At 65.1% G+C, this 15,379-nt stretch carries 15 protein-coding genes; 11 read left to right on the plus strand and 4 right to left on the minus strand.

Features of this window, described 5'->3' with window-relative positions; all coding sequences use genetic code 11:
- Positions 1-47 precede the first annotated feature (47 nt).
- Together miaB and AOT87_RS13560 are read left to right on the plus strand one after the other, a co-directional pair.
- Entirely contained in the window at positions 48-1,574 is a 1,527-nt protein-coding gene (gene miaB / locus AOT87_RS13555) for a tRNA (N6-isopentenyl adenosine(37)-C2)-methylthiotransferase MiaB (RefSeq protein WP_057968351.1), read from the plus strand.
- Positions 1,571-2,161: a hypothetical protein gene (locus AOT87_RS13560; RefSeq protein WP_057968346.1), complete on the plus strand. Its 591-nt coding sequence runs from the start codon at positions 1,571-1,573 to the stop codon at positions 2,159-2,161. Before miaB ends, AOT87_RS13560 begins: the two co-directional genes overlap by 4 nt.
- Here the strand turns inward: AOT87_RS13560 and AOT87_RS13565 are convergent, their stop codons facing one another.
- Entirely contained in the window at positions 2,162-3,508 is a 1,347-nt protein-coding gene (locus tag AOT87_RS13565) for a DUF349 domain-containing protein (protein ID WP_078322147.1), read from the minus strand. It abuts the gene before it with no gap.
- Between the two features lie 124 nt (positions 3,509-3,632).
- Here AOT87_RS13565 and AOT87_RS13570 point away from each other — a divergent pair, with 124 nt between their 5' ends.
- From AOT87_RS13570 to hflX, 5 genes are all read left to right on the plus strand, one after another.
- The gene (locus AOT87_RS13570; protein ID WP_057968344.1) at positions 3,633-4,541 is read left to right on the plus strand and encodes a DMT family transporter; all 909 of its coding nucleotides are present in this window, start codon (positions 3,633-3,635) and stop codon (positions 4,539-4,541) included.
- A gap of 4 nt (positions 4,542-4,545) precedes the next feature.
- Positions 4,546-5,211 (plus strand): hypothetical protein, encoded by a 666-nt coding sequence (locus tag AOT87_RS13575; RefSeq protein WP_057968343.1) that lies wholly within the window; start codon positions 4,546-4,548, stop codon positions 5,209-5,211.
- Positions 5,211-6,140, plus strand: a complete 930-nt coding sequence (miaA, locus tag AOT87_RS13580; RefSeq protein ID WP_057968342.1) for a tRNA (adenosine(37)-N6)-dimethylallyltransferase MiaA — start codon at positions 5,211-5,213, stop codon at positions 6,138-6,140. The genes AOT87_RS13575 and miaA overlap by 1 nt, the downstream gene beginning before the upstream one ends.
- On the plus strand, positions 6,137-7,033 hold the full coding sequence (dapF, locus tag AOT87_RS13585; protein WP_057968341.1) for a diaminopimelate epimerase: 897 nt from the start codon (positions 6,137-6,139) through the stop codon (positions 7,031-7,033). The genes miaA and dapF overlap by 4 nt, the downstream gene beginning before the upstream one ends.
- Before the next feature lie 79 nt (positions 7,034-7,112).
- Entirely contained in the window at positions 7,113-8,513 is a 1,401-nt protein-coding gene (gene hflX / locus AOT87_RS13590) for a GTPase HflX (protein WP_057968340.1), read from the plus strand.
- 5 nt (positions 8,514-8,518) lie between these two features.
- On the opposite strand, the gene AOT87_RS13595 is transcribed toward hflX, so the two are convergent.
- On the minus strand, positions 8,519-10,810 hold the full coding sequence (locus AOT87_RS13595) for a molybdopterin-dependent oxidoreductase (RefSeq protein ID WP_057968339.1): 2,292 nt from the start codon (positions 10,808-10,810) through the stop codon (positions 8,519-8,521).
- Between the two features lie 110 nt (positions 10,811-10,920).
- Here AOT87_RS13595 and AOT87_RS13600 point away from each other — a divergent pair, with 110 nt between their 5' ends.
- Together AOT87_RS13600 and AOT87_RS13605 are read left to right on the plus strand one after the other, a co-directional pair.
- Entirely contained in the window at positions 10,921-12,075 is a 1,155-nt protein-coding gene (locus tag AOT87_RS13600; protein ID WP_030093818.1) for an acyl-CoA dehydrogenase family protein, read from the plus strand.
- A 6-nt stretch (positions 12,076-12,081) separates the two neighbouring features.
- A complete protein-coding gene (locus tag AOT87_RS13605) occupies positions 12,082-12,615 on the plus strand; it encodes a GNAT family N-acetyltransferase (protein WP_057968338.1) in 534 nt (177 codons plus the stop codon).
- On the opposite strand, the gene lexA is transcribed toward AOT87_RS13605, so the two are convergent.
- A complete protein-coding gene (lexA, locus tag AOT87_RS13610) occupies positions 12,612-13,286 on the minus strand; it encodes a transcriptional repressor LexA (protein ID WP_057968337.1) in 675 nt (224 codons plus the stop codon). The two genes, AOT87_RS13605 and lexA, sit on opposite strands and share 4 nt — an antisense overlap.
- A 229-nt stretch (positions 13,287-13,515) precedes the next feature.
- Here lexA and AOT87_RS13615 point away from each other — a divergent pair, with 229 nt between their 5' ends.
- Together AOT87_RS13615 and nrdR are read left to right on the plus strand one after the other, a co-directional pair.
- Positions 13,516-14,025, plus strand: coding sequence for a LysM peptidoglycan-binding domain-containing protein (locus AOT87_RS13615; RefSeq protein ID WP_046254071.1), 510 nt, complete (start codon positions 13,516-13,518; stop codon positions 14,023-14,025).
- 130 nt (positions 14,026-14,155) lie between these two features.
- Positions 14,156-14,620, plus strand: coding sequence for a transcriptional regulator NrdR (gene nrdR, locus AOT87_RS13620; RefSeq protein ID WP_030093814.1), 465 nt, complete (start codon positions 14,156-14,158; stop codon positions 14,618-14,620).
- Positions 14,621-14,645: 25 nt separating this feature from the next.
- Here nrdR and AOT87_RS13625 read toward each other — a convergent pair whose 3' ends face one another.
- Entirely contained in the window at positions 14,646-15,329 is a 684-nt protein-coding gene (locus AOT87_RS13625; RefSeq protein WP_057968336.1) for a PhzF family phenazine biosynthesis protein, read from the minus strand.
- Positions 15,330-15,379: the final 50 nt, after the last annotated feature.

Raw genomic sequence — 15,379 nt, forward strand, 5'->3', positions numbered from 1 at the left:
CCATCGGCGCGAGAAACGGCCTGAACGCGGGCACGTACCATAAGTCCGTGACCAGTACCGTGACTTCCGATCAATCGGCGGTCCGGACGTACCAGGTCCGCACCTACGGCTGCCAGATGAATGTGCACGACTCCGAGCGGGTGTCGGGCCTCCTGGATGCGGCCGGATACGTCAAGGCCCCCGACGGCACCGACGCCGACATCATCATCTTCAACACCTGCGCGGTACGCGAGAACGCCGACAACAAGCTGTACGGAAACATCAGCCACCTGGCGCCCCGTAAGGCCGCCAACCCGAACATGCAGATCGCTGTCGGCGGCTGCCTCGCGCAGAAGGATCGCGAGGGCATGCTCAAGAAGGCGCCATGGGTCGACGTCGTCTTCGGCACCCACAACATCGGTTCGTTGCCCACGCTGCTGGAACGCGCGCGCCACAACAACGAGGCCCAGGTTGAGATTGTCGAGGCCCTTGAGCACTTTCCGTCCGCGCTGCCCGCGACGCGCGAATCGGCCTATGCGGCCTGGGTGTCGATCTCGGTGGGCTGCAACAACACCTGCACCTTCTGCATCGTGCCCTCGTTGCGCGGCAAGGAGATCGATCGTCGTCCCGGTGACATCCTCGCCGAGGTGCAGGCTCTGGTGGACCAGGGTGTGCTGGAGGTGACGCTGCTCGGGCAGAACGTCAACGCCTACGGCATCAACTTCGCCGATCCCGACATCGCCCGTGATCGTGGCGCTTTCGCCGACCTGCTGCGTGCCTGTGGCCGCATCGAGGGGCTGGAACGGGTGCGTTTCACCTCACCACATCCCGCCGAATTCACCGACGACGTCATCGAAGCCATGGCGCAGACACCCAATGTGTGTCCGCAGCTGCATATGCCGCTGCAGTCCGGTTCAGACCGCGTCCTGAAGGCGATGCGCCGTTCTTACCGCTCCGAGCGCTTCCTGTCGATCATCGACAAGGTGCGTGCGGTCATGCCGGACGCCGCGATCACCACCGACATCATCGTCGGCTTCCCCGGGGAGACCGAAGAAGACTTCGAGCAGACACTCGAGGTCGTGCGGCGGGCACGTTTTTCTAGCGCGTTCACGTTCCAGTACTCGATCAGGCCCGGTACCCCTGCTGCCGATCTTCCCGACCAGCTGCCGAAAGCCGTTGTGCAGGAACGCTATGACCGGCTCATCCTGTTACAGGAGTCCATCACGCTGGAAGAGAATCAAAAGCAGATCGGTCGACAGATCGAGGTGCTGATCGCCACCGGGGAAGGGCGCAAGGACGGTGAGACCGCGCGGATGAGCGGGCGCGCCCGCGACGGCCGGCTGGTGCACTTCCGGCCGCAGGGGCACATCGATGGGGAACTGCGGCCCGGAGACGTCATCACCGTCGACGTGACCGGCGCGGCACCGCATCACCTGATCGCCGACGGGGGAGTGCTCAGTCATCGGCGCACCCAGGCGGGTAATGCACACGAAACCGGCAAGAAGCCGTCCACATCGGGAATTGGCTTGGGCATGCCGGCCATCGGAGTCCCGAAGGCGGCAGAGCAGATTGAGGTTGCAGGGTGCGGGCTATGAGTGACGCGGAATCCGGAAAAGACGCCGAATTCGAGGAGTTCCGCAGGGACATCGATGCGGCCGAGAAAAAAGTCGCCGGTGAGATCGATCCGGGCGCCCGCGCCATGGTGGTGGCTGTCCTGGTCTTCGCCTTGCTGCTGACCTTCGTACTGCCGCATACCGGACACGCCAGAGGGTTCGACGTTCTGGTCAACGGCGCGATCGCAGACCAGGAATCGGTGCGGGTGCCGTCCAGGATCTTCGTCTGGCTTGCCATGGTCTTCGGTGTCGGGTTTTCCATGCTGGCATTACTGACACGCCGCTGGGTGCTGTCCTGGATCGCACTGGCAGGCTCGTTTGTCGCCAGTGTGATTGGCATGCTTGCGATTTGGACCCGTCAGACCGCCGGAGCCGGACATCCCGGGCCGGGCATCGGTTTGGTGGTCGCCTGGATCGCCGTCATCCTGTTGACCTTCCACTGGGCGCGTGTGGTGTGGTCGCGTACCGCCGTGCAGCTGGCGGCCGAGCAGCAGCGCCGCGAGGCCGCTAAACGCGATCAGCGCACGTTCCTCGATGACGCTTTCGAGGACGACGAGGGCGCGCAGTAACTAGCGCGAGCGGCTCTTGACCGCGGCCACCGCCGCATCGGCCCATTCCTGCCACTGTTTGGCGCTGGCACGGGCCTTCTCGGCATCCTTGGCTTTGCCCGCAGCCTCCGCCTTGGCGGCCTGCTCCTCGAACTGGCGTGCGCGATCACGGAACTGCTCGGCACGGGCTTCTGCCTCCGGGTCGCCCCAGCCGGACTCGCCGGCTTCGCGCACCTTCTTCTCCACCGCGCGCAGCCGCCGTTCCAGATCGGTCTGCTGCTCGCGCGGCACTTTTCCGATGGCATCCCATTTGTCGCCGATGGCCCGCAGCGCCGCCCGAGCAGCATCCACATCGGTCTCCGGATCGATCTTCTCGGCCTCGACCAGCAACGCGCGCTTGGCGTCGGCATTGGCCACGAATTCGGCATCGCGGGAGGCGGACTCGGCATTGCGCGCCGAGAAGAACTTGTCCTGAGCAGCCTTGAAACGGTGCCACAGGTTGTCGTCGGTCTCCCGGGGAGCCCGCCCGGCGGCCTTCCAGTCATTCAGCAGGTTCCGGAACGCGGCCGCGGTGGCACCCCAGTCGGTGGAATCCGAGAGTGCCTCGGCCTGCTTGCACAGGTCTTCCTTCTTCTCCCGTGCCCCGGCGCGTTCGCGATCGAGCTCGGCGAAGTGTGCGCCGCGCCTGCGGTTGAACGTCTCGCGTGCCGTCGAGTACCGCTTCCACAGGGCGTCGTCGGTCTTGCGGTCGACGCCGTGGATGGATTTCCACTCGTCGAGAATGGCGCGGATCCGGTCGCCGGCAGCCTTCCACTGGGTGGAGTTGGTCGCCAGTTCCTCGGCTTCGGCGGCAAGCTCCTCCTTGCGGGAGATGCTCGCTGAACGCGCCTCATCGCGCTGTGCGCGTGCTGCTGCCGCCTGGGTATCTGCGGACTCCACGAGCGCCGACAGCCGTGCCGAGAGCGAGTCCACATCGCCGAGGACAGCGGCGGTGGGCAGGGTCTGCGCCAAGTGCTCGGCAGCGGTCTTGATCTTGCGTGCATCGCCGGAACCCGAGCCGAGCCGCAGTTCCAGCAGCTGGATCTCCGTCTCCAGGTCTTCGAATCGGCGGCCGAAATGCGAGTACGCCGCGTCGGCATCCCCGGCCTGCCACGACCCGATCTGACGCTCGCCGGCGGAGGTGATCAGCCAGACGGTGCCGTCGTCATCTACGCGGCCGAACTTGTGCGGGTCACCGTGGTGAGCAGCAGGGGTGGGCGCCGATGCCGCGGGACGCCGCGGCATCGGATGAGGTTTCGGCCCCGGCCGGGGGACGGGGGCAACGCTCTCTTGCTGTGTTGAGAGTTCCGGCTGGGTCTGATCGGACATGAAACCTCTTCCTACAATTGTTGCCGCGCAACACGGCGCCCTAAGCTCACTACACCGTTCATTCAAACAGGTGTCATCGCCGCACGGGCGAACATATGCCAGATGATTCCGCAAGGAGGCCGCGATGTCCCAGGCGGATATCGCGTCGGCACTCGCCGTCGGAGCCGCCGCGGCTGTCGCGTTCGGCGATGTCATCCACCAGCGCACTGCCCACGCCGTGCCCGCCGATGATATCGGCGCATTGGGTCCCATCACCACGTTATTGCGGCATTGGCCCTGGTGGCTGGGCACGCTGATCAGCCTGGTGGGCTTCGGGCTGCAGGCTGCCGCGCTAGGTGTGGGCTCGGTTGTGCTGGTGCAGACGATCATGGTTTCCTCGTTGCTGTTCGCGCTGGTCATCGAGTCGCGGTGGGCCAAACGCAGGGTCACCGGATACCAGTGGGGAGCCGCGATTCTGCTTGCCGGCGCCATCTCCGTGGTGGTGTCGGTGGGCAACCCGGTGGCCGGCATGCCACATGCCACACCGCAGTTGTGGATGCAGGTTGCCGCCGTCATCGGACCCGTCACGCTGCTGTGTCTGGAGGGCGCCCGGCGGTGGCCCGGGCCGCGCCGGGCGGTGCTGCTGGCGGTGGCGTCGGGGATCATGTGGGGACTGATGGCCGTTCTCACCAAAGGTGTTGTCGATTCGCTTGGCCACGGCATTGTCCGCCTGTTGATCAACCCGGAAAGCTACGCGCTGGCGGCGGTCGGCATTACCGGGGTGGCGCTCCAGCAGTCCGCCTTCCACGCTGGGACTTTGGTGGCCTCGCTACCCACGATGACGGTGACCGAGCCCGTGGTCGCCTCGTTGCTGGGCATCTTGGTACTAGGTGAATCGTTTCGCACCAATACCTTTGGCGCCATGATGCTCGTGTTCGCAGTGGTGATCATGGTTGCTGCGACGGCGGCACTGGCGCGCAGCGAGGCGGTCCTGCAGGCGCGGGTCAGTGAAACGACCGGAAATACGCCACCGACGACCCCGAAGGTTTCCTAACGCCGTGGCTCTTTCGATAGCGATCTGCCCGTCGACCCCGCTGCTGGTGCCCGAGCTGGGCGGAGAGGCTGCCCAGGAAACCGCCGAGCTGCGCGAGGCCGCCATCATCGCGGTGCGAAGTCTGCCCACACAGTGGATAGCCATTGGGGCGGGGGACGGACGGTATGGCAGCGAAGTATCGGGCACATTCGCCGGATACGGGGTTGACGTGCGTGTTTCGCTGTCTTCGACGATATCCGGACCCACCCAACTCCCACTGCCGGTGCTCATCGCCGGATGGCTGCGGGCGCAGGTGCCAGCCGCTGCGGTGGAGGCGCGACTGGTCTCGGGCACGGATGGCGCCGCCATCGGGCGGGCATTGCGCGACGAGATCCACGCGATGCCGACGCCTCCGGGTGTGCTCGTCATCGCCGACGGCGCCAACACCCTCACCGACAAGGCGCCCGGGGGATACCGGCCCGAGTCCGGTGCCGCGCAGCAGGACCTTGTCGATGCGCTCACCCAGGGGGACGCGGCCGCGTTGCACCGCGTATCGGATGTCATCACCGGGGGCTCCGTCTACCAGGTGCTCGGCGGATTGGTGGGGTCCGATCAGGTCCAAGCTCAGTGTCTCTACCAGGGCTCCCCGTACGGGGTCGGGTACTTCGCGGGCACCTGGCAGGTGTCGTGATGCGGCCCATCGCGGTCATCGGCCCCACGGCTACAGGCAAATCGGCACTCGCATTGGATATCGCCGAGCGACTGGGTGGCGAGATCGTCAACGCCGACGCGATGCAGCTGTACCGCGGCATGGATATCGGTACGGCCAAGGTGCCTACGGCTGACCGCCGGGGCATTCCCCATCACATGCTCGATGTGCTCGAGGTGACCGAGACCGCCACCGTCGCGACCTATCAGCAGAAGGCCGTCGCGGCCATCGACACTTTGTTGGCGAGCGGGCATGTGCCCGTGATCGTCGGCGGATCGATGATGTACATCCAAGCCTTGCTTGATGATTGGGCGTTTCCGGCCACCGATGCGCAGGTGCGGGCCCGCTGGGAGCAGCGGCTGGCGGAGATCGGAGTCGCCGCGCTGCACGCCGAACTTGCGGTGCGCGACCCGGCGGCGGCAGCCATCATCTTGCCCACCGACGGGCGCCGCACGGTGCGGGCACTGGAGGTGATCGAGCTCACCGGGCAGCCGTTCGCGGCGTCGGCACCCACCATCGGGGCCCCGCGCTGGGACACCCTGATCGTCGGATTGGACTGGGAGACCTCGAAACTCGATGAGCGGATCGCGCGGCGCACCGACCTGATGTTCGAGCAGGGGTTTGTCGCGGAGGTCGAGCAGCTGCTGGACGCCGGATTGCGCGAGGGCGTGACCGCGTCACGGGCCATCGGATATGCCCAGGTGATCGCGGCTTTGGACGCCGGGGGAGGCTCCGATGATCTGTCGCAGGCGCGGGAACTGACATTCATCGGCACCCGGCGCTACGTGCGTCGTCAGCGATCGTGGTTCGGCCGCGATCACCGCATCATGTGGCTCGCGGGCGACGGCGGCGATGCAGGAGCACTCTGCGGCGAAATTGAGTCGCGGTGGCGCCTATCCTCGAATACGTGAAGTTCACCAAGGGCCACGGCACCCAGAACGACTTCGTGGTGTTGCCCGACATCCACACCAAGCGGGATCTGACGGTGCCCGCCGTTCAGGCGTTATGCGATCGGCAACGCGGCCTTGGGGCCGATGGCGTGCTGCGCGTGACCACCGTGGGCGCTGCCCTCGAGGGTGGGGTGCTGGACGAGAAGCCTGCCGGAGTGAGCAGCGAAGACTGGTTCATGGACTACCGCAATGCGGACGGTTCCATCGCGGAGATGTGCGGTAACGGCGTGCGGGTGTTCGCGCACTACCTGCGTTCGGTGGGGCTGGAACACCGGGACGAGTTCGTGGTCGCATCCCTGGCCGGGCCCCGGCCGGTACGTATCAACTCGTGGAGCCAGCTCACGGCCGATGTGACCGTCGACATGGGGCCGGTGAAGGAATTCGGCGCCGGCGAGGCAAGTGTTGGCGGTCGGCGGTTCTCCGGCCTCGCCATCGACGTCGGCAATCCGCATCTGGCGTGTGCGGACCCGGATCTGACCGTTGAGGATCTCCGCATACTCGACGTGGGTGCCCAGGTCAGCTTTGACGAGGTCCTGTTTCCCGACGGGGTGAACATCGAGGTGCTCACGGCCCCCGTGAACGGCACGGACGCTGCCGTCGGTGCGGTACACATGCGGGTCCACGAGCGCGGTGTCGGTGAGACACGTTCCTGCGGAACGGGAACCGTGGCGGCCGCCTATGCGGCGCTGCGCCACCTGGGGCAGTCGACCGGCGAGATCGTCGTCAACATCCCGGGCGGACAGGTCCGGGTGACGGTCACCGCAGAGTCCAGCTTCCTGCGCGGGCCTTCGATGCTGTTGGCCGACGGTGAGATTTCCGACGAATGGTGGGGCGGCATTGGCTCCTGCGGATAATTCGGATGCGATCGATGAGCCACCGGTGGGAGCATCGGTGCGCGACGAGCGACTCGCGCGAAGAGCAGACAGCAGAGACATGAATTCGACGACCTATCAGACACCCACCGATGGCGAACTCGCCCTCGAAGACCGCGCGGCACTCAAACGTGTGGCGGGGCTCTCCACCGAACTTGCCGACGTCACCGAGGTCGAGTACCGGCAGCTGCGCCTGGAACGGGTTGTGCTGGTGGGTGTCTGGACCGACGGGACGTCCCAGGAGGCCGACGCCAGCATGGCCGAACTCGCCGCGCTGGCCGAAACCGCAGGATCCGAGGTGCTCGAAGGTTTGATTCAACGTCGCCAAAAGCCCGATCCGGCAACATATATCGGCTCTGGCAAGGCGATAGAGCTACGGGAGATCGTGCTGGCCACCGGTGCCGACACCGTGATCTGCGACGGCGAGCTCAGCCCGGCGCAGCTGGTGGCCTTGGAGAAAGCGGTGAAGGTCAAGGTCATCGATCGCACCGCGCTGATTCTGGATATCTTCGCCCAACACGCCACCAGCCGCGAAGGCAAGGCCCAGGTGTCTTTGGCGCAGATGGAATACATGCTGCCGCGACTGCGCGGCTGGGGTGAATCCATGTCTCGTCAGGCCGGTGGTCGTGCCGGAGGCGCCGGTGGCGGCGTGGGTACCCGCGGCCCCGGTGAGACGAAGATCGAGACCGATCGGCGCCGAATCCGTGAGCGCATGTCCAAGCTGCGTCGCGAGATCCGCGACATGAAGAAGGTGCGTGACACCAAGCGCAGCCGTCGGCTCGAAAGCGATGTGCCCTCGATCGCCATCGTCGGTTACACCAATGCCGGTAAGTCGAGCCTGCTGAACGCGATCACCGGAGCCGGGGTGCTGGTCCAGGACGCACTGTTCGCAACACTCGAACCGACAACCCGCCGCGGAACGTTTGACGACGGACGCGAATTCGTCATCACGGACACCGTCGGTTTCGTACGGCACCTGCCCACCCAGTTGGTCGAGGCCTTCCGGTCCACTCTGGAGGAGGTGGCCGACGCCGACCTGCTGGTCCATGTGGTGGACGGCTCGGACGTGGCGCCGCTGGCCCAGATCGAAGCGGTGCGTGCGGTCATCAGCGACGTCGTCGCGGATCACGATTCGTCGGCGGCACCGGAGCTGTTGGTGATCAACAAGATCGACGCGGCCAGTGATCTTGCCCTGGCGCAGTTGCGTCGTGCGCTGCCCAAAGCGCTGTTCGTGTCGGCGCACACCGGCGACGGCATTGCCAAGCTGCGCGACGCGCTCGCCGAGACGGTGCCCCGTGGCGATGTGCCCGTCGACGTGGTCGTCCCTTATGAGCGTGGTGACTTGGTGGCCCGGATCCATACCGACGGGCATGTGCAATCCACCGAGCACCTCGCGGCCGGCACGCGGGTGATCGCCAGAGTGCCGCAGGCGCTGGCCGCCAGCCTGCTGGAACTGAAGTAGCGGCTCTAGTCGCGCTCGACAAGACGTGGCGGGATGTACGCGCGCACGGGCGGCGGTGTGCCCTCGAACCGTTCGATCTGCACGAGTACGTGCTGACCGGTGCAGCCCTGAGCCAACGACGAGGTGCCTGCGTCGTCGGTGAGTACGTTCGGGTTCCCGTGTGCGCAGGGCGAATCAGGGTCGGCCGGATCGATCGGATCGAACCATGCCCCGGTGGACAGCTGCACCACGTGGCGCCGCAGGCCCTCGTCGAGAACAGCGCCCGCCAGGCAGGTGCCCCGGTCGTTGAACACCCGCACCACGTCACCATCGGCGATACCGCGTTCGGTGGCGTCGGTCGGGTGCATGCGGATGGGTTCGCGTCTCTGAACCTTCGAGCGTTGGCTGGTGCCGCCGAAATCGAGCTGGCTGTGCAGCCGGGTACGGGGCTGGTTCGCGATCAGATGTAACGGGAAGCTTTGGGCACGTTCGCCGTTCAGCCATTCGGTGGGTTCGTACCACTGTGGATGTCCGCCGCAGTCGGCATACCCGAAGCCATCGATGGTTTCCGAGAAGATCTCGATGCGTCCGCTCGGGGTGTGCAGCGGGTGTGCGTCGGGGTTCTCGCGGAAATCCGATAGCAGCGTCAGACCCGGGTCGGTGGGCAGCCGCAGGTACCCCTGTTCCCAGAACTCCTCGAACGTCGGCACCGGGAAGTCCAGAGCGCCCGCCCATTCGGTGTAGATGTGGCGCAGCCATTGCGCGGCGGTGCGCCCTTCGGCGAATTGCTCGCCGAATCCGAGCCGATCGGACAGGGCTGAGAACGTGGTGAAATCGTCGCGAGAGTTGGCATACGGCGGTGCGACGGCCTTCATCGCCACTAAAAGCGGGTCATTGCGGCTTCCGGAGAAATCGTCGCGTTCGAGGCTGGTGGTGGACGGCACCACGATGTCGGCGTGCTTGGCCATCGCCGTCCATACCGGATCATGTACGACGACCGTGTCGACGCGGGCCAGGCCCCGGCGCAACCGCGGCAGATTCTGGTGGTGGTGGAACGGGTTGCCACCCGCCCAGTAAACGCATTTGATGTCGGGCAGGGTGAGCGTCTGGCCGTTGTAGGCGAGTGTTTCGCCGGGGCGCAGCAGCAGCTCACTGATGGCCGCCACTGGAATGAAGCTCTCGACGGGGTTGGGTCCCTGCGGGAAGGTAGGCAGGCAGCAGCTGACCGGCGCGAGTCCCGCCTCGTTCATCGAGCCATAGCCGTGGCCGAAGCCACCTCCGGGAATGCCGATCTGACCCAGCATTGCCGCCAGGGTCAGTCCCATCCATGGGGCCTGCTCGCCGTACCGCACTCGCTGCAGCGACCAGCTGACCGTCACCAGGGTCCGACCGGCCGCCATGCGCCGGGCCAGGGTGCGCAATTGGTCAGGATTCAGGCCGCTGATGCTTGCCGCCCATTCGGGGCTCTTGGGCACGCCGTCCTCCGCGCCCAGCAGATACCGTTCGAATCGTTCATAACCGGTGCAATAGGCGTTCAGGAACGTGAGATCTGCAAGACCCTCGGTGGCCAACACATGGGCCAGTGCGAGCATGACCGCGACGTCTGTCCCGGGAACGGGTGCATGCCATTCGCACTCGCCGTCGATGTCATCGCGCAGCGGACTGAACGAGACGATGCGCCCTCCACGGGCACGGAACCTGTCGAGGGCATCGCGGGCCGGATGCGCGGTGGTGCCGCCGTGGTTCACCCCCGTGTTCTTGAGAGCGATGCCGCCGAATGCCACCAGCAGATCGGTGTTCTCGACGATGACATCCCATGACGTCGACCTCTTGAAGAGCCCATCGTGGGTGCCGACGACGTGCGGCATGATGACGCCGGTGGCGCCCAGGCTGTAGGAATGGCGCGAAAAGGTATACCCGCCGAGCAGTTTCAGGAACCGGTGCACCTGACTCTGAGCGTGATGGAATCGTCCCGCGCTGGCCCAGCCGTACGAGCCGCCGTAGATGGCTTGGTTGCCGTGGGTGTCGACGATGCGTCGCAGTTCATCGGCCAGTAGTTCGGTGAGCTCATCCCAGGACACCTCCACGTACTCGTCCGAGCCGCGGGCAGTACTGGGGCCGGGCCCGTCCCGCAGCCAGCCGCGCCGCACAGACGGTGCGGTAACCCGGGCCTGGTGGCGGATCGAACCAGGAATGTTCTGCAGCAGCGGGGAGGGGTCCAGATCCGTCGGGATGGGCGTGACACCGATCACTTCGCCGTCGCGGACCTCGGGCGTGAATGCACCCCAGTGGGTATGTGAAAGCGCCAGCCTGGTCACCTCAATCAGCCTAGGCTTTCTGTCCGTCGAAACCGGGTAGGCGAGTACCAACCGACCAGTGGGTTGGTATACATTCTGCCAAGTACGTAAATCCAAACCGGAAGGTGATCATGGCCGGCGCCGTTAAGTTCAAACGCACCATCTTCGAACCCGAGCACGAACTGTTCCGCGAGTCGTTCAAGACCTTCCTGGAACGGCATGCAGAGCCTTACCGCGAGGAGTGGGACGAGAACAAGATCGTCGACCGCTCGCTGTGGGTCGAGGCCGGCAAGCAGGGCTTTTTGGGCACCGATATGCCCGAGGAGTTCGGTGGCGGCGGGCTCGTGGATTTCCGCTACAACGCGATCATCGGTGAAGAGATCACCAAGGCCCGTCAGTCGGGTATCGGTTTCACCCTGCACAACGATGTCGCGGGCCCGTACTTCCGGGATCTGGCCAACGACGAGCAGAAGGCACGCTGGTTCCCGGGATTCTGTTCCGGCGAGCTGATCAGCGCCATCGCCATGACCGAGCCGGGGACCGGCAGCGACTTGCAGGGCATCAAGACCCGCGCGGTCAAGGACGGCGATCATTACATTCTCAATGGCGCGAAGACCTTCATCACCAACGGCATCAACGCCGACCTGGTGATCGTGGTCGCACAGACCGACCCCGAAAAGGGTGCGCTGGGCTTCAGCCTGATCGTCGTCGAGCGCGGCATGGAGGGCTTTGAGCGCGGCCGCAAGCTCGACAAGATGGGTCTGGACGCCCAGGACACCGCCGAGCTGTCCTTCACCGACGTTCGCGTGCCCGCCGCCAACCTGCTGGGCGAAGAGGGCCAGGGCTTCATCTACCTCATGCAGAACCTGCCGCAGGAACGCATGTCGATTGCGGTCGTCGCGGCTGCGGCGATGGAAACCATGCTCGAGGCGACCATCGAGTACACATCCGAGCGCAAGGCGTTCGGCAAGCCGATCAAGAGCTTCCAGAACAGCCGCTTTGTGCTGGCCGAGCTCGCCACCGACGCGACCATGATCCGAATCATGGTCGACGAATTCATCACGCTGCTCAACAAGAAAGAACTGAGCGTCGAGCAGGCCGCGATGGCCAAGTGGTACAGCACCGAGAAGCAGGTTCACCTGATCGACCGCTGCCTGCAGCTGCACGGCGGTTACGGCTTCATGCGTGAATACCCGGTGGCGCGTGCCTACATGGACTCTCGTATCCAGACGATCTACGGCGGAACCACCGAGATCATGAAGGAGATCATCGGGCGTTCGCTCTAGTCGCGGATGCGTATTCGTGACGCCACGGCCGCCGACGCGGCCGCGTGCGCAGCGATCTATGCGCCGTATGTCACCGAGACGGCTATTTCGTTCGAGGAGGTGCCGCCGTCGGATGTCGTTCTTGCCGAACGCATCCAGACGGCGGCCCACCGCCATGCCTGGCTAGTCGCCGAGGACGCCGGAGAGATTCTCGGGTACGCCTATGCGGTGCCATGGAAGTCTCGCACGGCCTATCAGTGGGCTTGCGAGGTGAGTGTGTATGTAGACGGTGCGCGCCGGCAGCGCGGAGCGGGTCGTCAGTTGTACGCGGCGCTGTTGGAGCGTTTGCGCTCTCTCGGCTATCGCACCGTGCTGGCCGTTGTCGTAGTGCCTAATCTGGCGAGCGAAAAACTACACCTGGCAATGGGATTCGAACAGGTGGCGCTGTATCGACGCATCGGTTACAAGCTGGGTAGCTGGCACGACGTGGCGCACTTCCAGCTCTTCTTAACGTCCGTCGAGGATGCTTCTGCGCCCGGGCCGCCGCCCGGGTCGGCCTAGACCTTGCGGATAACGGTGACGACCTTGCCGAGGATGGCGGCGTCGTTACCGGGGATGGGCTCGAAGAGCGGGTTGTGCGGCATCAGCCACACCTGACCCGTCGTCCGCTTGAATGTTTTGACGGTCGCCTCACCATCGATCATCGCCGCCACGATGTCGCCGTTGTCGGCGACGTTCTGCTGGCGGACCACCACCCAGTCGCCATCGCAGATCGCGGCGTCGATCATCGATTCGCCGACGACCTTGAGCAGGAACAGCGATCCCTCGCCGACAAGTTCGCGGGGGAGCGGGAACACATCCTCAACGGCCTCCTCGGCCAGGATCGGGCCACCGGCGGCGATCCGTCCCAGCACGGGCACGAACGTGGGCTCCGGCAGATCGCCCGAACCCACCACATCGGTGGTGGCAGACGGGGTGTGGGTGTCATCGATACCCCGAACATCAACGGCGCGTGGACGGTTCGGATCACGCCGCAGGAAGCCCTTCTGTTCGAGGGTGCGTAGTTGATGGGCGACCGACGACGTCGAGGTAAGCCCGACGGCGTCTCCGATTTCGCGGATGCTCGGGGGGTAGCCCCGTTCATTCACCGATGCGCGGATGACCTCCAGGATGGTCCGCTGGCGCTCGGTCAGTGAACCGGTGGCGGGTCCCTTGCTGGGTGTATCGCTCATGGACCCGAATCTAGACCTGTCGACGACATTTATCAAACATGTGTTCGATGCGTGTCGTCAATGACGGTCGCTGGCCCGGCCATCTGGAGTGTCGATGCTGGTCAGAACCACTTGTCGGTGGCGGATGCTACAAATCGATCACATGTTCGGACATCGAACACATGATCGAGTACATTCGAACATAAGAGCGAACGGGCTTACCGATCGACAGGACAGGAAGGGCATACCGATGAGCACAAACGTTCTCACCACGCCGCGTCTTCGCACCGCCGAGCACGCATCACGCGAGTGCGCCCCGCAGGCGCGTGCGTACAGCGCCCAGTACCCGCTGACCCAGCGCCGGGCACTGCCGGTGCGCACCGTCGCCTACCGGAGGCCTTCCGGACGGCCGGTTGCGTACCGGGGTAACGGCATCCGAGTCTCGTCGGTGCCACATCGGGTGCACCGTCGTAGCCCGGTGAGCCTTAAGGCCACCATCGTTGTCTCGGTGGGTGCTGCCGTGGCGACCATGTGGCTGTTGATGCTCGGCCAGGTCAGCGCTGCCGGAATCGGGGGAGTTGACGTGCCGGACCGTGTGGCGGTTGTCCAGGTCGCTCCGGGAGAGACCCTGGCCGATGTGGCCTCGCGTGTCGCACCGGGTGCGCCGCGCTCGGCTGTGGTGTCCAAGATCCGTGAACTCAATGAACTCGACTCGGCGACAGTGCAAGCCGGTCAGACGCTGGTTTCTCCGGTCGGCTGATCGGCGAACGGGCGTGACCTTCGAACGTGCGGGAGCACGGGTATCCTCGACACCGGTCTGGGCGCGTTGTGCTGTGCGTCAGCTCACCCAGCCCAACGACTTGGAGTCCAGAACCGGCGAAGGAGCAGTAATGCACTGTCCGTTCTGCCGGCATCCAGACTCGCGCGTAGTCGATTCCCGTGAGGCGGATGAGGGTCAGGCGATACGGCGACGTCGATCGTGCCCGGAATGTGGCCGTCGTTTCACCACTGTCGAGACCGCTGTGCTCGCCGTTGTGAAGCGCAGCGGTGTCACCGAGCCGTTCAGCCGCGACAAGGTCATCAAGGGCGTACGCCGTGCCTGCCAGGGCCGCGATGTCGATGACGACGCGCTGAATCTGCTTGCTCAGCAAGTCGAGGACGCCGTCAGGGCGGCCGGATCTCCGGAAATTCCCAGCAATGAGGTGGGCCTGGCCATCCTTGGCCCACTTCGCGACCTGGACGAGGTCGCGTACCTGCGTTTCGCCTCGGTGTACCGCGGATTCAGCTCTGCCGAGGACTTCGAACGCGAGATCGCCGCGTTGCGCGCGCATCGGGACGCACCGACCGGGTCCTAGACCCAGGTGGCGGTGTCGCGCGTCACTAGTCCAGCGTCAATGATTGATCGGCGACGACATGGCCACCGATCGTCACCCAGCCCTCCGGGCTCCATTGCGTGAGAATTTGTGAACCCTTGCCCTGATTGACGATCAGATCACGGCTCAACAGATCGGTCATCCGCGCCGCCACCGACCCGGTTGCTTCGTCCTCGTTGACACCCAGGTCGAACGCGAATACCCGCGATCGCACCAGACTCGTATTGCGGTCCTGCCACGCCCAGACGCAATGCAGTAGTTCGTCGGCGTAGTCGGAAGGATCGGCAGCATCCACATCGCTGGGGGAGTCCAGCTCGTGGAAATCGGTCTCGGGTGACCACTCGGACCGAGCGCGTATCCACGTGCGGTCGTCATAGCTCACCTGGAGCACGCCTGCGGGAACCTGCAGGGTGTTGACCGGTGTCCCGCGTTCACGCAGCCACCACGCCAATCCGACGGTCGGATGTCCGGCGAAGGGCAGCTCGGCGGCCGGGGTGAAGATCCGCAGATGTGCGGTGTTGGATCCTTCGGCGGGAAGATCGACGAAAACTGTTTCGCTGAAACCCAGCCGGGTAGCGACCTCCTGGCGTGCCGACGCTGGAACGTCGGCGCCATTAACGATCCCTAGGGGATTGCCGAAGTTGCCTGTCTCATCGGTGAATACGCGGACAACCGCGACATCAACACTCATGCGTCGACTCTACGTCTCGCGCACGCCGCGCACCGGGATACCCCGTGAAC

This window comes from Mycobacteroides sp. H003, assembly GCF_001440135.1.
Lineage (GTDB): Bacteria > Actinomycetota > Actinomycetes > Mycobacteriales > Mycobacteriaceae > Mycobacterium > Mycobacterium gwanakae.